The sequence below is a fragment of the Corynebacterium sp. HMSC073D01 genome (genome assembly GCF_001815555.1).
GTDB lineage: Bacteria > Actinomycetota > Actinomycetes > Mycobacteriales > Mycobacteriaceae > Corynebacterium > Corynebacterium glucuronolyticum.
In genome coordinates this window covers 1-19,445 of the sequence record NZ_KV821028.1, presented here as the reverse complement: position 1 = coordinate 19,445, position 19,445 = coordinate 1, and the positions used below count along the sequence as shown (strand labels likewise).

Here is a 19,445-nt window from a genome sequence, read left to right as displayed (position 1 = left end):
GGTGTTTTCTACTTTCTAGCCCCTGCAAGGCCCGCGGCGAGCGTGGAGCCCGACTGCTTGTCCACCACGATGAAGGAACCGACGGCGCCGCGGGCGGCGTAGGTCTCCACGTGGAGGGGCTCGGCGAGGGTGATGGTGGCGGGGACGATGTCGTTGGTGCCCACGGAGGCGGAAACCTTGCCGCGGACGAGCGAGGTGCCATAGCGAATGAGCACCTGCTTACCGGGGGTCACGCCCTCGTCGGACACGCCGACGAGGGTGGCGTCGAAGGTGCGGACGGCCTCCGGCAGGGTGTCGGCGATGACGCTGCCGCGGGTGAGGTCGAATTCGCCGTCGAGGATGAGGACGACGGAGTCGCCGGCGACGGCCTCGTCCACCGGGCCATCGGTGGTGTCGATCCGGGCGATGGTGGTGGAGCCGCCGTCGAACTCGACGGTGTCCCCCACGTGCACGCTACCTGCGGCTACTTGCCCCGCGTATCCGCGGTAATCGGAGGCGTGCTCCCGGATGACGTACTGGATGGGGAAACGGAAGCCGAGGCCTTCGGCACGGCCACCGGTGACGGGGACGGTCTCCAGGATGTCGAGAACCGTGGGGCCGTCATACCAGTCCATGTTGGTGGACTTCTCCACGACGTTGTCGCCCTTGAGGGCGGAGATCGGCACGGCGATCGGTTCGGCGACACCGAATTTTTCGGCCTCGGCAGTGAAGGCGGCGGCGATCTCGCGGAAGCGGTCCTCCGAGTAATCCACGAGGTCGATCTTGTTCACAGCAAGGATCACCGTCTTCACGCCCATGAGCGCTGCGACCTTGAGGTGGGTGATGGTTTGGTCGACGACGCCGTTGCGGGCGTCGACGAGAAGGACGACGACCTGGGAGGTGGAGACGCCGGTGACGGTGTTGCGGGTGTACTGGACGTGGCCGGGGGTGTCGGCGAGGATGAACGTGCGCTTATCGGTGCCGAAGTACCGATATGCGACGTCGATGGTGATGCCCTGTTCACGCTCGGCGCGGAGGCCGTCGACAAGCAAGGAAAGGTCGAGTCCATCGAAACCGCGAGATGCGGAGGTCGCCTCCACCGAGGCGAGCTGATCGGCGAGCACCGACTTCGTATCGTGCAGCAGCCGACCGACGAAGGTGGACTTACCATCGTCGACGGAACCGGCCGTGCAAAAGCGCAGGTTGTCTCGATTCTCAAGCGTGTTAACCATTAGAAGTATCCCTCCCGTTTCCGGTCCTCCATCGAGGATTCACTGAGTCTGTCATCCGCGCGGGTGGCACCGCGTTCGGTGAGCGTCGAGGTGCCGATTTCGGCGATGACCTCCTCCACCGTGGCCGCCGTAGATTCGACGGCGCCGGTGCAGCTGCCGTCGCCGACGGTGCGGTAGCGGACCGTCTTTTCCACGAGCTCTTCGCCCTTTTTCGGGCCGCCCCACGGGCCGGGTGTGAGCCACATGCCGTCGCGGTTGTAGACGGTGCGCTGATGCGCGAAGTAGATCGGCGGGAGCTCAATGTTGCGAGCGCCGATGTACTCCCACACGTCCATCTCCGTCCAGTTGGAGATAGGGAACACGCGGACGTTTTCGCCGGGGAGGACCTTCGCGTTGTACAGGTTCCACAGCTCCGGGCGCTGGCGGCGCGGGTCCCAACCACCGAAGGAATCGCGGACGGAGAAGATGCGCTCCTTGGCGCGGGCGCGCTCCTCGTCGCGGCGGGCGCCGCCGAGGACGGCCTCGTAGCCACGCTCCTCGATCGTCTCCACGAGCGGCACCGTCTGCAGGGGGTTGCGGGTGCCGTCGGGGCGCTCCTGCAGTTCTCCGCGGTCGATCCAGTCCTGCACGTGGGCGACGTGGAGGCGGATGCCCGCCTGGCTTGCAACCCGGTCGCGGAACTCGATGACCTCGGGGAAGTTGTGGCCGGTGTCCACGTGTAGGAGATCGAACGGGATGGCGGCCGGCGCGAACGCGCGCTTGGCCAGCTCGAGGACGAGGCAGGAATCCTTGCCTCCGGAGAAGAGGATCGCCGCGTTATCGGTCTGCCCTGCGACTTCGCGGAGGATGTAGATGGACTCGTTTTCTAGGTCTTTTAAGTGAGGTGAAAGCATTACTGGTGAAGCCCGCATTCTGTCTTGGAAAATCCTGCCCAGCGCCCAGCGCGGGGGTCTTCGCCCGGGCGCACCTTGCGGGTGCAGGGCGCGCAGCCGATGGAGGGGTAGCCCTGGTGGGTGAGGGGGTTTTCGATGAGGTTGTGTTCGTGGATGTAGCGCTCGGTATCGTCCAGCGTCCACGTGATGATCGGGGAGATTTTCAGCCGCCCGGTCTTGTCCAGGCTCACCGCCGGTGCGGTGGCGCGGGTGGGGCCGTCGGCGCGCCGCAGGCCTGTCACCCAGCCGGTGTACGGGCCGAGCGCGCGGTTGAGGGGGTCAACTTTGCGCAGGTCGCAGCAGGCGGTGGGGTTTGTGGCAAAGAGGTCCGTGCCCCATTCGGCATCCTGTTCGGCAACGGTTTGGCGGGGCACCGCGCGCACGAGTTTTTGGTTGGGGTAGCGTTTCTCGACGGCATCCGCCACCTCGAGGGTCTCCGGGAAGTGGTAGCCGGTATCGAGGAACAGGCCGTCGGCGTCCGGGAGGTAGCAGCTGGCTAGCTCACTGAGCACCGTATTTTCCATGGAGAGGGTGACAACGAGCGGCCCCGGTGCGTGCTCATGGGCCCAGGTGAGGATGGTTTCGGCGGAGGCATCGTAAAGACTGTCCGCGTAGTCCTCCACGAGCCGGGCGTTGGTTTCGGCGATGTCCGGGTCCAACGGCGGGGTGGGGGTGACGGCTGGGCGTTTGATGCTGACAAACGAGCCACCTGTGAGATTAATCATCGCGTTTTATTCCTTTTCTCGCATCTTTGAGATGCGCCTCGTGCGTAGAGGATGAGGGTTGGGGGCGGTTGTCAGGGTCATCTTGGCCGTGGAAGCGGACGGAGAATACGCGCAAGCATTCGCCACACTTCCAACCGAACTCATCCACTTCATGTGGGGTGAGTGCGGTGGACGCGCAGTAGGGGCAGTGCGTGGGGAAGTTCCTGTTGGAGTTGGGCTTTCGTCTTACTGCCACTGCAGGTCCTCCTCTGCGGCTCGTCGCACCCAGTCACGGAACTGTTCACCGGGGTGACGCTGCTCCTTGAACTTTTCGACGACTTTTACCACGTAGTCTCCGAGGTCACGGCTTTTGACCTTGAGCCCCCGCAGTTTAAAGCCGATCTCCGGGTCCTGCACGCCGAGTGCTCCACCCAGGTGCACCTGGAAGCCCTCCTCGCCCTCTACGATCTGGCCTTTCAGTCCAATGTCTGAGACCTGTGTGCGGGCGCAGGAGTTGGGGCACCCGTTGAGCGAGATGGTGATGGGAACGTCCAGATCGCCGAGGCGCTCCTCCAGTTCACCGACGAGTTCGATGGCGCGGGCTTTGGTTGTGGTGAGGGCGAGCTTGCAGAATTCCAGGCCGGTGCAGCTGATGATGCCGCGGCGGAACTCGGACGGGCGCGGGTAGAGACCCAACGCCTCGAGCTCGTCCTGCAGCGGTGTGACATCGTCCTTTTCCACGTCGAGGAAGAGCAGTTCCTTGCCCGGGGTTGTGCGGATGCGGGTGATGCCGTATTTCTCGGCCACGTCGGCGATGGCGATGAGCTGGTCGCCGGAGGCATGGCCGACGGTGAGCTTCACGCCGACGTAGTAGCGGCCATTCTTTTGCAGGTGGACGCCGATGTGATCGCGGTTGCCGGTGACGATCGGCGGTGCGATGCCGTCGCGTAGCTGGTAGCCGAGGTACTCCTCGAGCACCGCACGGAACCGCTCGACACCCCAGCTGGCAACGAGGAACTTAAGACGGGCGCGGTTGCGCAGGCGACGGTAGCCGTAGTCGCGGAAGATGCGCACGGTGTTCGCCCACACCTCCGGCACCTCCTCGAGGGGCACCCAGACGCCGAGGCGCTGGGCGATCATCGGGTTGGTGGAGAGCCCTCCGCCGACCCAGACGTCGAAGCCCGGGCCGTACTCCGGGTGGGTGACGCCGACGAAGGCGAGGTCCTGGATCTCGTGGGTGATGTCCTGGCGGGAGTTGCCGGAGATGGCGGACTTGAACTTGCGGGGCAGGTTGTGGAACTCCGGGCTTGGCAGGTATTCGTTCTTGATCCGCTCGATGGCCGGGGTGGCGTCAATGATCTCGTCTGCCGCGACACCTGCGACGGGAGAGCCGAGGATGACGCGGGGGATGTCGCCGCAGCCGAGCAGCGTGGATAGTCCGACGGTGTCGAGGCGGTTCCAGATCTCCGGCACGTTCTCGATCTCGATCCAGTGGATCTGAATGTTCTGCCGGTCGGTGAAATCTGCCGTGCCACGGCCGAAGTCGCGGGAGACGCCGCCGACGACGCGGAGCTGCTCCGGTGTAGCTAGGCCGCCGTCGAAGCGGACGCGCATCATGAAGTATTTGTCCTGCAGCTCGGAGTTGTCCAACTTGTTGGTCATCTCCCCGCCGAGGTCCTGGCGGCGCTGCGTGTAAATCCCACACCACTTCATGCGCGGTGCGAGGTCATCGGGGACGATCGAGTCGAACCCCTCGTGAGAGTAGTGCTCAATAATCCGCTGCTTGACCGCGAGGCCGGGGTCTTCTTGCTTGATGGCCTCGTCTGCGTTCAGCGGTTCGCGGCCGTCCAGGGCCCATTGCCCGTCGGAGCGTTTCCTGCGGGGGATGTCCGTGTGGATGGCAAGCTGTGTAGTCATGGTTTTGAACCTCTCTGTTCGTGTAAAACCTTTTTTAGCATACCGTTCGGTCTAGTTGCAATAGACTGCCCAGTTTAATGCCGTAACGTGGCGTTTCCGCACTAAACCTCACTCACTACAGACCGCTCAGTCTGTTCACTACATGCAATTGACAACAGTTTCTATTAAAGCTAACCTTTGCTATTGCATATTGTTTTCACTAAAAGGGGTTAGCCATGCTCACACGCCTGCGCCTGCCGCGCGCGCTCGTCGCCATCGCGCTGCTACTCGCCATGTTCGCCGCCGCGCCTGTCGCCCGCGCCCTCACCCTCACCGAGGGCCACATCGATGCCTTTTATGTCACCAGCGACCTCACCCTCACACTCAAGGACGATGCCGGGCTGCACGCGCCAGAGGATGTCACGCTTGCTATCCCCGCCTCCGCCTACCGGGAGGAAACCGCCGCTATCCTGGGCGAAGGCGCATATTTTCTGCCCCAAGCCCAAGACCCCGACCTCATCTGGCCTGGCTGGGACACAACCGAATCCGGCACTCCCCTATCCATCCAGTTCCTCGACGTCCAGGGCCCCGGCTCCGTCTACCTGTTCAGCCAGGGCACTTTCGGCGGCACGGCACCACTTCTCGACGGCGACTCCCTCGAACTCACCAGCGGTTCCGCGATCCCCCAGGACCACCCCGGCCATGTCCACGCCAACTGGGCGTTTACCGCCCCCGGCACGTACACCATGACCGTCAAGGCTGTCGCCCCCGACGGCCGGGAGACGAATACGGCGACGTACCGTTGGGTCGTCGGCAATGCTGACAATGCTGAGGAGGAAGAAGTAGCGCCGGCAGCCACGGCAACTACGGTGTCGCCCGCCAGCTCAGCACCGACGCCCACCTCCGCACCCGCTGAGCAGCGCACACTTGCCGACACGGGGATCTCCGTCTTGGGCCTCGCCATCGCCTTCCTGGGGCTCGGGCTCGTCGTCTTCGGCGCGGGCATCGTCGCCGCCCGGCGCGCATGAACTGGCGTAAAACGGTAGGAGCCACAGCGATGAGCGCGCTCCTCGCCCTTTCCGGGTGCGCGAGCGCCCCCACACAGGAGCCGACGCGGATTCGGGTGGCGGCGACGACCCCGATTCTCACGGACATGGTGCGCGTTATCGCCGGCGACGACGCGCACGTGGATGGGCTTATCCCCGCGCAGGCTGACCCGCACACCTACGAGCCGAGTCTGCGCGCCGTGCGGAATATTGCCAACGCCGATGTCGTGTTCACCAACGGCCTGTTGCTCGAACCGCAATCCATGGTCTCCGCCATCGATGCAGCAAGTAGCACTCCCCCAGTGGCGGTCGCTGAGGATATTGTCCTCCACGGCGGGGAGCTTATCCCGCTGGTGGAAAACGTCAGCCTCGATACCCCGTGGCTGGGAATCCGCGCCGACGGCGACCGCGGCCTACCCCCGACGACGCTCACCGCCGAGCAGATGTCGGGCCCCGGCGCGGCGTCGGCCTACGTCACCGGTACGTTTGGCGCGCCGGAGAGGTTCTTCGCCGAAGAAAAGCCCGGCTCCATGACGCTCCCCACCGGCGCGCACACACACATGAGCTGGGCTTTTACCGAACCCGGCCGGTATGTGCTCCGCTTCAGCGCCCCCGGCTTTACGCCCCTCGACCTGGACGTGGTGGTCGGCGTCGACCCGCACGGATCAATGGATGCCACACAGACCACGACGATCATCACCGAGGGGCACGTGGATGTTCGCGCGAACTACGCCACCGGGGCCATTGATGTGGAACACGAGGGGGAAAGCGTCGACAAGGCAGTCATCGCCGTGCCGGCGACCTCCGTGGACACGATTCCCTGCGACCCCGCGTTCCGGTTCATCGGCAAGCCCGGGTCGGAGGCCTACGTCCTGCCGCAGGCCGTGGCGGGCAAGCACTTGCACGGGGAGATCGACCCCCACGTGTGGCAATCGGCGCCCAACGCCCAGGCGATGGTCGATGTCATCGCTGAGCGGCTCATCGCCGTCGACCCCGCCCACGCCGCAGGGTACACCGACCGCGCCACGGCCTACAAGGAGGCCATCGCCGGTGCCGACGCGCGCATGCAGGAGGCCGTCGGCGCCGTCCCGCAGGAAAACCGGCACCTCATTACCAGCCACGAGGGCTACGCCTACCTCGCCCACCGGTACGGGCTCGCCTTGTCCGGCATCGTCTCCCCCAACGAGGACATTGAACCTTCCGCCACGGGGCTAGTTGCCCTGTCCCGGGCGATCCAGGATCTCCAGGCACCGGCGGTGTTCGTCGAACCCGCAGCTGAGCGACGCCCCACGCACCTCACCACCCTCGCCCACGACCACGGCGTGCGCGTCTGTCGCCTGTACGGTGACGCCTTCGCCCCACCGGTTACCACCTATCTGGAACTCATGGATGCCAACGCCACCGCCATCCGCACCTGCCTTGCAAAGGAGAACTCATGAAGAAACTCGCAGCCACGCTCGCTGTTGCCCTCGTCGCCGCACTTGCGCCCGTAACGGCATCCGCGCAGCCCACCGATGCCGCGCTTGTCCAAACGGTCACCGACGACGAACCGATCGCACCCCGGGGCACCGCCGTCCGGCTCACTGAGGGGCACGCGGACATCGGCCCCGTCATCGTCGATGGCCACGTGGAGCTCCTGCTTCGCGACGACTCCGCGACACCGCCAACGTGGCGCTACCTGGAGGATGTCACCGTCGTGCTTGCCGACGAGGCGGTGCAGACCGTGGCGAAGGGCTACGACTTCACCGGCGCCCACGCAGGCGATAGTGTCTGGGTTGTTCCCCAGACAGAGGTCACCGGCGTTCCCTGGCTCGGCTGGAACACGCAGCACCCCTCCCTGAACGGCCAGGATGCCACACTCCACTTTGGCACACACGAGGGCGACGGCGACTTTTCCGTGTTTTTGCAAAACGGTGGCTTTTCCACCCCGCAGGTCGTCGGCGAGACGATGTTCGTCCCCGCAGGCACGCACGCCCACGCCAACTGGGTGTTCACCGCCCCGGGCGCGCACACGGTGCCCCTGTCGGTGACCGTCGGCGACACGACGACGGAGCCTGTCCCCCTGCGCTTTGCCGTTGAGGGCGAGGAAGCCGGCACCACCCAGCAATCCTCCCTTCCGTGGTGGCTCCTCGGCATCGGTGCGCTCGTGCTGGTTGTGGGGATCGTCGCCGTCGTGCGGGGACGCCGATGAACCCCGCGCTCACCCTCACCGACTTCGCCGTGACCCGTCCCGCCGTGGTCTGGGACGTGAACCTCACGGTCTCCCCCGGTGAGCTGCACGTGCTGCTCGGCCCCAACGGCGCCGGTAAGACCACCCTGTTCCGGGGCATCCTCGGGTTGCTCCCCACCACCGGGCGCGCCACCTTCGGGCGCATCGGGTACGTGCCGCAGCGACACGAATTTGCCTGGGACTTCCCCATCACCGTCGATCGGTGCGTGGGCACCGGATTGCGAAAGTACGATGCCACCGCCGTCGAGGAGGCCCTTACCCACGTGGGTCTTACGGACCTCACCCGCCGCCCCATCGGGGAGCTCTCTGGTGGCCAGCGTCAGCGCGTCCTCATCGCCCGCGCGCTTGTCTCCCGCCCCGATTGTTTGCTTCTCGACGAGCCGTTCACCGGTCTGGACTTCCCCACCACCGACGCGCTCCTCCAGCTCTTTGAGGATTTAACCGCCGGCATCCTCATGTCCACCCACGCCATCGCGGAGGCGCTGACCGCCTGCGACCGGGCGAGCCTGTTCAACCGCACCATCGTTGCAACGGGCACCCCGGAGGAGCTCTCGCGCAACACCACAGCCTGGCAGGACACGTTCCACGTTCCGTACACCCGCGTCCTAGGAGGATTCACGTGCTGACCATCACTGAGTTTCTTCACGACCTTACCAATCCCGCCCTCGCCTTCCTCCCCCGCGCGCTCGTCATCGCGCTCGTGTGCTCCGCAGTGTGCGCAGTGGTGGGCAGCCACGTCGTGCTGCGCGGGATGGCGTTCATCGGCGATGCCGTCGCCCACGCGGTGTTCCCCGGCATCGCCATTGCCTTTGCACTGCAGGTGTCGGTGCTTCTCGGCGGGGCGCTCACCGGGGCTGCCGTGGCTGTGGCCGTCGCCTATTTCTCGCAGCGACGACGCGTGAAGGAGGACGCCCTCATCGGTATCTTCTTCGCTGCTGCGTTTGCCGGCGGCCTTGTGGTGATGAGCCGTATCGACGGCTATTCCGCCTCGCTGACGAGTTTCCTGTTCGGGTCCATCACGGGCGTTCCTGCCCGCGACGTGACGATCACGGCGGTAGGCGGCGCGCTCATTATCGCCCTTGTCCTCGCACTCACCCGCCGGTTCACCATCGTCGCCCTCGATAGGGAGACCGCCCGCGCACTCGGATATAACGTCTTCCTTCTCGACCTCGCCCTCTACCTCTGCGTCACTGCCGCTGTCGTATTGTCGATTCGCACGGTGGGTAACATCCTTGTCCTCGCGCTGCTGCTCACCCCCGCAGCGACGGCCAGGCTTGTCACCCAGCGCCTGCCCACAATGATAGCCGTGGCGGTGGCGATCGGTGTCGCAGGCTCCGTCACCGGCATCTACCTGTCCTGGGCGCTTGATCTTCCCACAGGTGCAACCATTGTTCTCACCCTCACCGGAATTTTCCTCGTCTTTTGGGTCGCGCAGCGCAAAGGCGGCCGGGAAAATCCCGACCGCCTTCCCTTAAACAGCTAACGAGCTTGCGAGTTAGCTGCTTGCGAGTTAGCTGGGTCACCGGACTATCGCTCCTCAAGGTGCGCGGGATCCGGCGGACCCAGCGCACCGATAAGCTGACTAGCTCCGCTGCCTGCGCCCCAACGCCACGCCGAGGAGTCCGACGCCGACGAGGAGGAATGCGCCTCCCGCACCGGTCGCAACACCAGCCGCCCACGTCACGCGTGCCGGTTCCACACTGGCCTGCACCGTCCGTGGTGAGGACAGCACCTGGCCTTCTTCACCTGTTCCTCCTGCTCGCGGTATGGCCTGTTTCTTCGCATCGTGGCTCCGCTTCGGCGCGGCGTGCGAGGCCGTATTTTTCTTCACCTGCCGGGCCGCTGTCTTAGCCACCGGTGTCCCGCTTGCACGTTCCGCCCGCTCCTGGCCTTGCGCATACGGGCCGCGGGCACGCAGCTCGTTTTTCGGTGCAGGCTTACCGTTCTTCGTCGGAGCGCCAGGCGCGCGCGGCGTGGTGGCCTGCGTGGAGGGATTATCCTGCGTATTCGTTTCATCTGCGGCCGCGCCCACGTCGAAGCGGGCCCGCAGCGTCGCGGTTGAACCGTCGTCGCCGGTGAAGGCGAAGTCGACATCGTAGGTGCCCGGCGCGCTAAACGTGAACGCGTAGTGGGCATGCCCGTGGTCGCCGTCGAGACGCAGGGTGGAGTCGCTATCGCTAGCCAAATGGACGTGTCGCTCACCGAAGGTGTCTGGCGTGAAGACTGTCATGGTTCCCGGCCCATCCACCCGCGCAAGGCGCACGGTGCCGCCGACGGGCGACCACGAGAATCCGAGCCACGGCAGGTCCTGATCCTGCGTAAACGGGATGACCCCGCCCGGCACGACGAACGTCACCGCGCCGGAGTCGCGTTTGCCGACCCCGTCGATGTCGAAGTATGCACGGCCACTCTTAAACGCCATGTCGACGTGTCCTCGGCGGACTTCCACATGCTTGTCGACGGCTTCCCCGTCCGGTTTATTCTCCCCCGGCTGTTGTTTGTGGGGGTTTTCTTCCTTCGGTTTTTCCGGTGTGACCTCTCCCCCACCTTTTTCGCGGTCCTTGACGCGGAAGGTGACGGTTTCCCAGTCGGTTGCCTTGCCCGTGGTGCGGTTCACCGCCCGCACGCGCAGCTTGTGGTCGCCGGTGTCCAGGAAAATCCAGTTGAGGTGCAGGTGTCCGGCGTTTTCAATCCGGCCGGGAAGGAGCATAGTGGGGCCGGAAAGCCCCGTGAGGAATCCAAACCACCCTGTGTCTGAGACCTTTTCCACCTCTATATCCCAGCCCTGCTGGCGCAGCTCCAGGGGCAGGTGCTCGGTGGAGAAACCAGGCCACACCTGCGACTGTTGGTTAGCCCCACTTTGTTCCAGGAGGGAAAATTCCGTCCCCTTCGGGCCGATGAAATCGTAGACGGAATCCAGCATCCGCCCCGTGCTGCGAGTGCGGCGGGCCTTCCCGTCCACCACGAGGGCGGTGGAATCCGGGCGGTGGATGTTCTCGTCCATAATGCGCATGACGACGGTTCCGTTTTCCACCACAGGGCCGATATCCACGTGGCCGGCGGTAATCTCCTCGTGCTCAGCGAAGCTCGCCGTCGCCTGGCCATCGCCTGCGGGGAAGGACACCTGCTGGGAGGGCGCGTCATTGACAAGCGGGTGCGGGGTGAGGGTGGCGCGGACGAGGCCCTCCGTGCAGTAGTCGGTGTAGCGCTGCGCAGGCTCGTCGGGGGTTGCCACGTAGTTGAATTCGCACGTGGGGTACGTATCTTCTGGGGTGTTGTACACCCCACCGGTGACGCGTACCGGCTCGGGGCCGGTGACTGAGACCTCGTGGTAGCCCTCGTGGACGGTATTGGTGACGACGTAGTCCGGCGCGGCGAGGTCATGCTGCACCAGCTCCGGCTTGTTGTCCCACGCCGTCGGCTCACTGACGGTTCCCCACACGGCGCCGTCCTCGGAAACGAACTGTGCTTCGTACATCCCCTCCCCCTTCGGGCGGGGGAAGTGCGCCGTGCCGTCTGCGAGCTGTACTTGTGCCAGTTCGTGGCCGTCGACGTAGAAGATGGCTACACCCGGCGCGTCGGCGGTGAGCGTGAGGCCCGTATCGTCGAAGCGCACGTTTCCGGTGAACTGCGGGGCATCTGGGTCGGGGGTGGGCACGAGGCGCTCGTCGCCGACCCACCACGTCGTTTGCTGCGGGGTGGAGGCGATGACGGAGCCGTCGACAAGCCTGGCGGTAGCACGGTAGGTGAGGCGGTAGAGGCCGGGACGGGAAAATACCGTGTTGAGGTGCGTGTGGGAGCCTGCGGTCAGCGGTGTCCACTGACGGCCGGGGCGCGCACTTGAAAGGAAGATGACCGGGGATTCTCCGGGGTTGACCGCGTCCTGGAACATCGTCATTTCGCCGGGGCCGGAAAAATCGACGAGATCCAGCGAGAAGGTGGCGTCGCGGAAGCGATCGACGGGGACACCCGCGTCGGCGCCGATGCCCTGCCACAGCTTCGTATCCCAGTTCATGCCGACGTTTTCCGGGGAGGCGCAGTACGTGTCGCCCGGGTTGCCGAAGCTGCTGTAGGCCTCATCGTCGGGAACTGTCCACGTGTCGTCTGCCTTCAACCAGGAGACCGTCTCCTCGATGGGGACCGGTTTTTCGAGCGCACCGTTATCCGTCATGAGGGCGAACGTGTTCGCCGTGTCGTCCCAATAGGCCTTCGGTGAATCCGTGTGGCCGACGTCAATGACGGTGGGCGCAAGGGCGGTGAGTGCGGCGAGAAGCGCACCGACGACGGGTGTAGCGAACACGACAAACCTCCAATTAGATGAAAAACGTTTTCAACTATACATCGTTTCGCGCGCACCACCACGCCAGGTACGCTAAAGCTACACAAGCGAACACGAGAGTAGGACCCACTTTGCACATGGATGCGACCACCATCATCGGCCTCATCGGCATCGTCATCACCCTCCCTGCCTGGTTCTTCTTCCTGCGTGGGGCGTGGACGATGTATGCCACCATCGCGCGCGGCAAACGCACCACCACGCGCACCGCCAAACCCATGACGCGCCTCGGCACGCTCATCAAAGAGGTCGTTTTCCACACGGAGCTCGCCCGCAAGCCGCTCGTCTCCGCCATGCACTGGCTTGTCATGGTCGGGTTCCTCCTCGGCTCCGTCGTCTGGTTTGAGGCCTACATCCAGATGTTCAACCCCACTGGAGGCTGGCCGCTCGTCGGTTCCACTGCGGTCTACCACTTCATCGACGAGCTTTTGGGCCTTGGCACCGTCGTGGGCATCCTCGTCCTCATGGCCATCCACTGGCTGGGGAAACGCCACCGCGGCACCAACTGGCGCGCAGCACTTTTCGTTGAGCTCGTCGTCCTCCTCGAGGGACTGGGGATGATCCTCGTCAAGGCGGGGAAGATCGCCACCTACGGCGGCGGGCACCTCATCGTCGACTTCTTCAGCCGCTTTGCCGCGGAGCTGCTCCCCGCCTCCCCCGTGCTCGTGTCCGTGTTCGCGTTCATCAAGCTCGCCACCGGCACGATCTGGCTGTGGGTCGTCGGCACCCAGCTGTCCTGGGGCGTGGCCTGGCACCGTTTCCTCGCCTTCTTCAACATCTTCTTGCAGCGCAACCCCGATGGGGCACCCGCCCTCGGTGCGCTCGCGCCACTGGAGTACGACGGCCAACCGTTGACGCTCGACAACGCCTCGGAGGCCCCACGTCTCGGCGTCGGCACGCCAGAGGACCTTTCCTGGAAGGGGCTTCTCGACGCTCATACCTGCACCGAATGCAACCGCTGCCAGGATCTGTGCCCCGCCTGGAACACCGGCAAGCCGTTGAGCCCCCGCAAGGTCATCACCGACATCCGCGACGGCCTCGAAATCACCGACGACGTCCTGTGGTCCTGCACCAACTGCGGCGCCTGCGTCGAGCAGTGCCCCGTCGACATCGAACACATCGACCACGTGGCCAACCTGCGCCGCTACCGCGTCCTCGAGGAATCGCAGTTCCCCAGCGAGCTCACCGGCATGTTCAAGAACCTCGAGGTCAAGGGCAACCCCTGGGGACGCAACCGCAAGGACCGCATGGCGTGGGTGAAAAAGGCCCAGCGCGACGGCATCGACGTCCCGGTGCTCAAGCCCGGCGATTCTGCGAACGGGTACGAGTACCTGCTGTGGGTCGGCTGCGCCGGATCCCTTGACGACAACGGCGTGAAAACCTCCCGCGCGCTTGTCGAACTCTTGAACGTCGCCGGCGTTTCCTTCGCCGTTCTCGAATCCGAAACCTGCACCGGCGACCCCGCGCGCCGCGCCGGCAACGAATTCCTCTTCCAACAGCTCGCAGCCGAAAACATCGACAATCTGAACGCCGCCGGCGTGCAGACGATTGTCACCAGCTGCGCCCACTGCTTCAACACCTTCAGCAACGAGTACCCCGACTTCGGCGGAAACTACCAGGTCCTCCACCACACGCAGCTGCTCAACCGCCTCGTTCGCGACGGCAAGCTCACTCCCACTCCCCGCGGCCCCGAGCACCGCGAGCGCATCACCTACCACGATCCCTGCTTCCTCGGCCGCCACAACAAGGTCTTCGATCCGCCCCGCGAACTCCTCGCCGCCACCGGCGCCGACCTTGCCGAGATGCCCCACAACCGCAACGAGGCGTTTTGCTGTGGCGCCGGTGGCGCCCGCATGTTCATGGAGGAAAACATCGGCCGGCGCGTCTCCGACTTCCGCGCCGAGGAAGCCGCCTCGACCGGCGCCACCGACATCGCCGTCGCCTGCCCGTTCTGCTCCACCATGCTGGAAACCGGCGTGAAATCCGGCGGCTACACCACCACTATCACCGATGTCGCCGTCCGCCTCCGCGACTCCATCCTCGTCGACGGCCAGCTGCCGATCCGACCGGTGAAGAAAACCAAGGAAGCTGCGCCAGCACCGGCGCCGTCAGCTCCGCCTGTGGCACCGAGCGCGCCTGCTGCGCCTGCTGCACCCTCCGTGCCGACACCTTCCGCGCCCACCGCAGCAACGCCTACACCAGCCGCACTGAGCGCACCCACGCCGTCCATTCCGACGCCTGCAGCACCGGCTGCTGCAACGCCCACGCCGGCTACCCCAAGCGCACCAACGCCATCGATTCCGAAGCCCACGGCACCGGCAAAACCCAGCGTGCCGACGCCAGCGGCAGCAACACCTGCAGCGCCAAGTGCCCCGACACCGGCTAGGCCAACCCCAGCCACTGCGACACCGAAGGCGCCAACACCTGCTGCACCGACCCCAAAGCCAGCAGCCTCAGCTCCAGCAGCGCCGACGCCTGCCGTGCCGGGTGCGTCGACACCGCCCCCTACAGCACCGGCGGTGCCCAAGCCGACCGTAACACAAGCACCCACACCTGCCACACCTACCCCCTCGTCCCCAGCCGTTCCGGTACCAGCCGCCCCGCAGGCCCCGGCAGGAAACCGCGTCCCCACGCCGACGCCAGCCGCGCCCACGCCCGCAGCGCCAAGCGTGCCTACACCGGCGACACCAGCGGCGCCGACGCCGAACGCACCGCGACCAACAACTGTAGATTCGAAAGAGGAGGACGCTGACAAGTAAGAAAAACGGGTAGGCTGAAAGTATGAACTACAGGTTGTCGGACGAGGAACGGACGCGCGCGATGAATACGCTCGGGACGCACTTTGCGGACGGCCGGCTGACGCTCGCGGAATACGAAGAGCGGGTGCAAAAAGTCGCCGAGGCCGTGACCGACGACCAGGTGGCGGGGCTGTTTCGGGACCTACCGGAGGAGTCGTATACCGTCAGCGAGATTGAGGAATACCGGAAGGAATCTGGGCACCCCAAGGCGGGGATTTTGGGGCTGTCGATCGTGGGGGGATTTGTCGGAGCAGTGTTCGCCACCGGAGCACTCGATGCCGTATTCGTTATACTGCCCGTCGTCGTTTTTATCCTCCTGTATGTGATGAAGATCGGGCCCGACTCGTGGTACATGCCGTCGGCGGCGCAACTGCGCAGAACACGGCTGCGCGAGCTATCGTACCAGCAGAAACTCATGGCGCTCGAGCAGAAGAAGAGCGACCAGGAACGCGTGCGCGCCCTGAAGAACAGGGCGCTCGGTGCGGCGGAGAAATTCCTGGATAAGTAAGGGCTACTTGACGAGCCCCTCGAGGACCTCGGGGACCTGGCCGACGCCGTCGGAATCGCGGAAGTGCTTGGCACCCAGGACAACGGTCGGGGGAACGCCGAGGCCGATGGCGAGCTTATCGGTGAGCTCTGCGGGGACCTCGGGGTCGTCGTCGGAACGAATGACGGTGATGCCGCCGACGTGGTCCTTGATGTTGCCCAGGTCGACGCCGTCGCCGACGAAGTTGTTTAGTACGGGATCGTCGCCAAATGACTCGTTGAAACCGGAGACCAGGACCATACGGCCGAGCTTCCACTGATCGTCGGAAAGCGAATCGAGGTACTGAAGAGCCGCCTGACAGCCGAGAGAATGACCGACGATACCGATCTGCTTGGTGACAACGCCGATCTCCAGGGCGATCGTCTCGCGCCACTTCTCCGGATCCGGATTGTCGGGATCCGGCAGCTCGATCGCCTTGAACTTGATGTTCTTCATAATCCCCTGCAGGTTCAGCCACTGGAACCACTTCTTATGCGGCGACGAATGGTAGCCGTGGATCATGAAAACCTGCGTCACAGGCGGGTGGAGGAGGAACGTTTCAATCGACATGGTTTTAAGGGTACCTCAGTGCTGATACTGGCCAGTCAAAATAAGCTCGGCCAACGCGAGGCGCGCCGCACCGTCCGACATCTGCGGCGTCAACGTTTCACAATCGAAAAAGTCCGCTCTCGACATGGTCAGTGGGCGGTACTCGCCTACCAGCACAGCATCCGATGATAGCCGAGCGACGGTTTCCTTGTGCGAGACGCGCGCGGGAAGCGCGGTTGTGCCGGTGGCCGTGTAACCAATAGTCACGGTACCGTCTTGGGGAGAATTATCCCGAAAAGTGTTCTCCGTGACCGCCCAACCCCGTGGAGGATCGGGCGGGAAGAGGCGTGCCGTAAACGGGTGCGCCGCAGCCTCCCGGCTTTGCGGAGTCCACACCTGCACCTGCCGCCCCCTTTTTGTGGCATCTGCGACGCTGCTATCCACGGCGAATACGCCTGTCATGTTGTCCGACACCGCCACGTGATCCACGTCCGCGCCACACGGGTTGTAAACGAGCTGCCACTCGCCGTTTTCAGCACGCGCAAGGCCGGTGCGCCCAGGTATTTCCTCGGTGAGGATCTGTTCCGGCATCAGGCCGTGGTTAAAATACATCGGGATCCCCATCCATACGAACAAGCCGAGCGGATACGCCGAACCGAGCAGCAAAATGAAGAGAAAAGCGATAAGTGGCTTCCGCCTTCGGGGCTTCAAGGGTGCGCTCATAAAAGAATGATACGGCTAGCCCGTCATTTTTTCGTGCGCAACAGGGTATTGTGTGTGGCTATGACGACGCGAGAGTTTGACCAGTCAGAGAAGCTGAAAAACGTCCTGTACGAGATCCGTGGGCCGGTGGCGGCGGCCGCCGAGAAAATGGAGCTCGACGGGCACCGGATCCTGAAGCTCAACACGGGCAACCCGGCGATTTTCGGCTTCGACGCACCGGACGTCATCATGCGCGACATGATCGCTGCACTTCCGCACGCACAGGGCTACTCGACGTCGAAAGGTATCCTCCCCGCACGGCGGGCTATCGTCACGCGGTACGAGACGATACCCGGGTTCCCCGACTTCGATGTGGACGACGTGTACATCGGCAACGGAGTCTCCGAGCTCATCACCATGATCACCCAGGCGCTGCTCAACGACGGCGACGAGGTGCTCATCCCCATGCCCGACTACCCGCTGTGGACGGCCGCCACCTCTCTCGCCGGCGGCAAGGCGGTGCATTACCTGTGCGATGAGGACAACGAGTGGATGCCATCCGTGGAGGACATCCGCGCCAAGGTCACCGAAAAGACCAAAGCCATCGTCGTCATCAACCCGAACAACCCGACCGGCGCCGTCTACTCCCGCGACGTGCTGAAAGAGATCGCGCAGATCGCGCGCGAAAACGGGTTGCTTATTCTCTCCGACGAAATCTACGACCGGATTCTTTACGACGGTGCCAAGCACATCTCCATCGCGTCACTCGCCCCCGACCTGCTGTGCATCACGCTCAACGGCCTGTCCAAGGCGTACCGCGTCGCCGGCTACCGCGTCGGCTGGATGGTGCTGACCGGCCCGAAGCACCACGCCCGCGGCTTCATCGAAGGCCTCGACCTTTTGGCCAGCACGCGCCTGTGTGCCAACGTGCCCGGGCAATCCGCCATCCAGGTAGCGCTCGGCGGACGGCAGTCCATCTACGAACTGACCGGCGAGGGCGGACGCCTCCTCGAACAGCGAAACACGGCGTACGAAAAACTCACGTCCATCCCCGGTGTCAGCTGCGTCAAACCGATGGGCGCGCTCTACGCGTTCCCGCGCCTCGACCCCGAGGTGTACGAGATCCACGACGACACCAAAATGATGCTCGACCTGCTCCTCCAGGAGAAGATCCTGCTCGTCCAGGGAACCGGCTTCAACTGGCCCACGCCGGACCACTTCCGTGTGGTCACGCTCCCGCACGCGGCAGAACTCGCCGAGGCGATCGAGCGGCTGGGGAACTTCCTGGCGAGCTACAAGCAGTAAGCGATTTTCGCTGGCAGCGCGGACGTGACCCCACACTTCTACAATCCGTAGACGTGCCCCTCAACGCGAACAACAAGAGCTACCGTCTGGCTGACATGAGCATTCAGCCGGACGGTGAGGTTCCATACCCTGATCCGGATGAATCCAAAGACCCCGACACCACCTGCATTGAAAATGCGGAGTTTTGCACAGCTGTGTACGCGAGAACCTGGGAAACCGCAGGTGGCTCAGTCAAGCATTTCGCCATCATGCTAAATGTCACGGCCGGGCATCCTGACTACAAATTTTGCAAGGAAATTAAAGGCGCAGCCCCGAACTTCGCACAAGTAAGACGTACCGACACCTGGCACAGCACGGTACATAGCCATCAGTTTTTCCTCCATTCTTCAGATGAAGAGATTGAGGTTCACCAGCAACTCGCCGGGGGTTCGCGAGAGGAAAGATCTCAGCACACTGTCAGCGGAACTTTCAAAAAATACTACACTGAGATGCTGTACGACCCGTTCGACTATTTGAAGTATTGGAAAGAAGGCAAGCAGTGAACAACGAGCAGAAAAAACGTTATCGCGACACGATGTTCATCGCTCAACGCTTTCTAACTTCTATTGGGCGCGGGAGCAATCGAGCTCGATTCCTGGAAAGCCTTGAGGCAAGTGAGCTACCGGCGATTCTTCCAGCGCTAAGCGATACGCTCGCAGTTCACATTCGCGAAGCGGCTGAGCGCCACTTTGCAAGCGGGGAACCGAAGGTTATCGTCCCCGTTGGCAGGGCTGATGACCAGAAAATTAGCGTGCTTATCCTCTCCCAGGAGCGTAAGCACGGATTCTGGTCTTTGAGCATGAACGATTTGCATAAACACGCTCGTATGGGAGACATTGTCGAAACGCTCGATCCAGACAAGCTGTGGGATATCGAGGAACTTAACGGCACACTCCTCCCCGACTTGGTCTAATTTTTCGCATGCCTAATGGCCCGACGGTGTCGGGTCATTGGGCGGGCTAGGTTGCTAGCCCGGTGGGCTGGGGTCGATGGGGATGCCGAGTTGCATCCGGGCGAGACGGACGGCACCACCCTGGGCGCACGGGTTCATGTTCAGTTTCAGTGGCCCACCGAAGGCAGGTTTCCAGTATTCCAGGCCATTGATTCTCACCATGTGACCGTGCTTCGGTTTATCCAGATCATCATCGTTAATGCCATTGTGGTAGTCACA

At 63.8% G+C, this 19,445-nt stretch carries 17 protein-coding genes and 1 pseudogene; 10 read left to right on the top strand and 8 right to left on the bottom strand.

The features are described 5' to 3' along the window. Window positions 1–8: 8 nt before the first annotated feature. The 4 genes from HMPREF3044_RS03565 to HMPREF3044_RS03550 all read right to left on the bottom strand — a co-directional run bounded on the left by HMPREF3044_RS03565 (window position 9) and on the right by HMPREF3044_RS03550 (window position 4,764). Window positions 9–1,211: a sulfate adenylyltransferase subunit 1 gene (locus tag HMPREF3044_RS03565; protein ID WP_070739379.1), complete on the bottom strand. Its 1,203-nt coding sequence runs from the start codon at window positions 1,209–1,211 to the stop codon at window positions 9–11. Then, on the bottom strand, window positions 1,211–2,104 hold the full coding sequence (gene cysD / locus HMPREF3044_RS03560) for a sulfate adenylyltransferase subunit CysD (protein ID WP_070739376.1): 894 nt from the start codon (window positions 2,102–2,104) through the stop codon (window positions 1,211–1,213). The genes HMPREF3044_RS03565 and cysD overlap by 1 nt, the downstream gene beginning before the upstream one ends. After that, window positions 2,104–2,868 (bottom strand): phosphoadenylyl-sulfate reductase, encoded by a 765-nt coding sequence (locus tag HMPREF3044_RS03555; RefSeq protein ID WP_005393471.1) that lies wholly within the window; start codon window positions 2,866–2,868, stop codon window positions 2,104–2,106. Before HMPREF3044_RS03555 ends, cysD begins: the two co-directional genes overlap by 1 nt. Before the next feature lie 225 nt (window positions 2,869–3,093). Continuing rightward, a complete protein-coding gene (locus HMPREF3044_RS03550) occupies window positions 3,094–4,764 on the bottom strand; it encodes a nitrite/sulfite reductase (protein WP_070739373.1) in 1,671 nt (556 codons plus the stop codon). Between the two features lie 215 nt (window positions 4,765–4,979). Between HMPREF3044_RS03550 and HMPREF3044_RS03545 the strand changes: the two genes are divergently transcribed. From HMPREF3044_RS03545 to HMPREF3044_RS03525, 5 genes are read left to right on the top strand one after another with little or no spacing between them, the layout of a single operon-like run. Beyond that, window positions 4,980–5,771 (top strand): choice-of-anchor M domain-containing protein, encoded by a 792-nt coding sequence (locus HMPREF3044_RS03545; RefSeq protein ID WP_070739370.1) that lies wholly within the window; start codon window positions 4,980–4,982, stop codon window positions 5,769–5,771. 29 nt (window positions 5,772–5,800) lie between these two features. Then, window positions 5,801–7,228 (top strand): anchored repeat ABC transporter, substrate-binding protein, encoded by a 1,428-nt coding sequence (locus tag HMPREF3044_RS03540; RefSeq protein ID WP_246820870.1) that lies wholly within the window; start codon window positions 5,801–5,803, stop codon window positions 7,226–7,228. Further along, window positions 7,225–7,980, top strand: coding sequence for a choice-of-anchor M domain-containing protein (locus HMPREF3044_RS03535; RefSeq protein ID WP_070739364.1), 756 nt, complete (start codon window positions 7,225–7,227; stop codon window positions 7,978–7,980). The genes HMPREF3044_RS03540 and HMPREF3044_RS03535 overlap by 4 nt, the downstream gene beginning before the upstream one ends. After that, window positions 7,977–8,645 (top strand): metal ABC transporter ATP-binding protein, encoded by a 669-nt coding sequence (locus tag HMPREF3044_RS03530; RefSeq protein ID WP_070739362.1) that lies wholly within the window; start codon window positions 7,977–7,979, stop codon window positions 8,643–8,645. Before HMPREF3044_RS03535 ends, HMPREF3044_RS03530 begins: the two co-directional genes overlap by 4 nt. Next, on the top strand, window positions 8,639–9,502 hold the full coding sequence (locus HMPREF3044_RS03525) for an anchored repeat-type ABC transporter permease subunit (RefSeq protein WP_070739359.1): 864 nt from the start codon (window positions 8,639–8,641) through the stop codon (window positions 9,500–9,502). The genes HMPREF3044_RS03530 and HMPREF3044_RS03525 overlap by 7 nt, the downstream gene beginning before the upstream one ends. A gap of 99 nt (window positions 9,503–9,601) precedes the next feature. Here the strand turns inward: HMPREF3044_RS03525 and HMPREF3044_RS03520 are convergent, their stop codons facing one another. Beyond that, window positions 9,602–12,319, bottom strand: coding sequence for a choice-of-anchor M domain-containing protein (locus tag HMPREF3044_RS03520; protein WP_070739356.1), 2,718 nt, complete (start codon window positions 12,317–12,319; stop codon window positions 9,602–9,604). Between the two features lie 116 nt (window positions 12,320–12,435). On the opposite strand from HMPREF3044_RS03520, the gene HMPREF3044_RS03515 reads away from it, so the two are divergent. Next, window positions 12,436–15,114, top strand: a complete 2,679-nt coding sequence (locus tag HMPREF3044_RS03515) for a (Fe-S)-binding protein (protein ID WP_070739353.1) — start codon at window positions 12,436–12,438, stop codon at window positions 15,112–15,114. Window positions 15,115–15,136: 22 nt separating this feature from the next. Beyond that, complete coding sequence (locus HMPREF3044_RS03510; protein WP_005393438.1) at window positions 15,137–15,661, top strand: DUF1707 SHOCT-like domain-containing protein; 525 nt, start codon at window positions 15,137–15,139, stop codon at window positions 15,659–15,661. A gap of 3 nt (window positions 15,662–15,664) precedes the next feature. On the opposite strand, the gene HMPREF3044_RS03505 is transcribed toward HMPREF3044_RS03510, so the two are convergent. After that, the gene (locus tag HMPREF3044_RS03505) at window positions 15,665–16,249 is read right to left on the bottom strand and encodes an RBBP9/YdeN family alpha/beta hydrolase (RefSeq protein ID WP_070739350.1); all 585 of its coding nucleotides are present in this window, start codon (window positions 16,247–16,249) and stop codon (window positions 15,665–15,667) included. Window positions 16,250–16,264: 15 nt separating this feature from the next. Next, a complete protein-coding gene (locus HMPREF3044_RS03500) occupies window positions 16,265–16,951 on the bottom strand; it encodes a hypothetical protein (RefSeq protein ID WP_070739347.1) in 687 nt (228 codons plus the stop codon). Between the two features lie 60 nt (window positions 16,952–17,011). Between HMPREF3044_RS03500 and HMPREF3044_RS03495 the strand changes: the two genes are divergently transcribed. From HMPREF3044_RS03495 to HMPREF3044_RS03485, 3 genes are read left to right on the top strand one after another with little or no spacing between them, the layout of a single operon-like run. Further along, window positions 17,012–18,235, top strand: a complete 1,224-nt coding sequence (locus HMPREF3044_RS03495) for a pyridoxal phosphate-dependent aminotransferase (RefSeq protein WP_070739344.1) — start codon at window positions 17,012–17,014, stop codon at window positions 18,233–18,235. Between the two features lie 53 nt (window positions 18,236–18,288). After that, window positions 18,289–18,777 carry a hypothetical protein gene (locus tag HMPREF3044_RS03490; protein WP_005393431.1) on the top strand — a complete coding sequence of 163 codons (489 nt, stop codon included), beginning with the start codon at window positions 18,289–18,291 and terminating at the stop codon, window positions 18,775–18,777. Next, complete coding sequence (locus HMPREF3044_RS03485; RefSeq protein WP_005388432.1) at window positions 18,774–19,187, top strand: hypothetical protein; 414 nt, start codon at window positions 18,774–18,776, stop codon at window positions 19,185–19,187. Before HMPREF3044_RS03490 ends, HMPREF3044_RS03485 begins: the two co-directional genes overlap by 4 nt. A 54-nt stretch (window positions 19,188–19,241) precedes the next feature. Here HMPREF3044_RS03485 and HMPREF3044_RS03480 read toward each other — a convergent pair. After that, window positions 19,242–19,445: pseudogene (locus tag HMPREF3044_RS03480) on the bottom strand (HNH endonuclease); the annotation flags it as partial.

Coding starts and splice junctions, on each gene's coding strand:
- HMPREF3044_RS03565 (WP_070739379.1), bottom strand. CDS start 1,211: ATGGTTAACACGCTTGAGAATCGAGACAACCTGCGCTTTTGCACGGCC.
- cysD (WP_070739376.1), bottom strand. CDS start 2,104: ATGCTTTCACCTCACTTAAAAGACCTAGAAAACGAGTCCATCTACATC.
- HMPREF3044_RS03555 (WP_005393471.1), bottom strand. CDS start 2,868: ATGATTAATCTCACAGGTGGCTCGTTTGTCAGCATCAAACGCCCAGCC.
- HMPREF3044_RS03550 (WP_070739373.1), bottom strand. CDS start 4,764: ATGACTACACAGCTTGCCATCCACACGGACATCCCCCGCAGGAAACGC.
- HMPREF3044_RS03545 (WP_070739370.1), top strand. CDS start 4,980: ATGCTCACACGCCTGCGCCTGCCGCGCGCGCTCGTCGCCATCGCGCTG.
- HMPREF3044_RS03540 (WP_246820870.1), top strand. CDS start 5,801: ATGAGCGCGCTCCTCGCCCTTTCCGGGTGCGCGAGCGCCCCCACACAG.
- HMPREF3044_RS03535 (WP_070739364.1), top strand. CDS start 7,225: ATGAAGAAACTCGCAGCCACGCTCGCTGTTGCCCTCGTCGCCGCACTT.
- HMPREF3044_RS03530 (WP_070739362.1), top strand. CDS start 7,977: ATGAACCCCGCGCTCACCCTCACCGACTTCGCCGTGACCCGTCCCGCC.
- HMPREF3044_RS03515 (WP_070739353.1), top strand. CDS start 12,436: ATGGATGCGACCACCATCATCGGCCTCATCGGCATCGTCATCACCCTC.
- HMPREF3044_RS03510 (WP_005393438.1), top strand. CDS start 15,137: ATGAACTACAGGTTGTCGGACGAGGAACGGACGCGCGCGATGAATACG.
- HMPREF3044_RS03505 (WP_070739350.1), bottom strand. CDS start 16,249: ATGTCGATTGAAACGTTCCTCCTCCACCCGCCTGTGACGCAGGTTTTC.
- HMPREF3044_RS03500 (WP_070739347.1), bottom strand. CDS start 16,951: ATGAGCGCACCCTTGAAGCCCCGAAGGCGGAAGCCACTTATCGCTTTT.
- HMPREF3044_RS03495 (WP_070739344.1), top strand. CDS start 17,012: ATGACGACGCGAGAGTTTGACCAGTCAGAGAAGCTGAAAAACGTCCTG.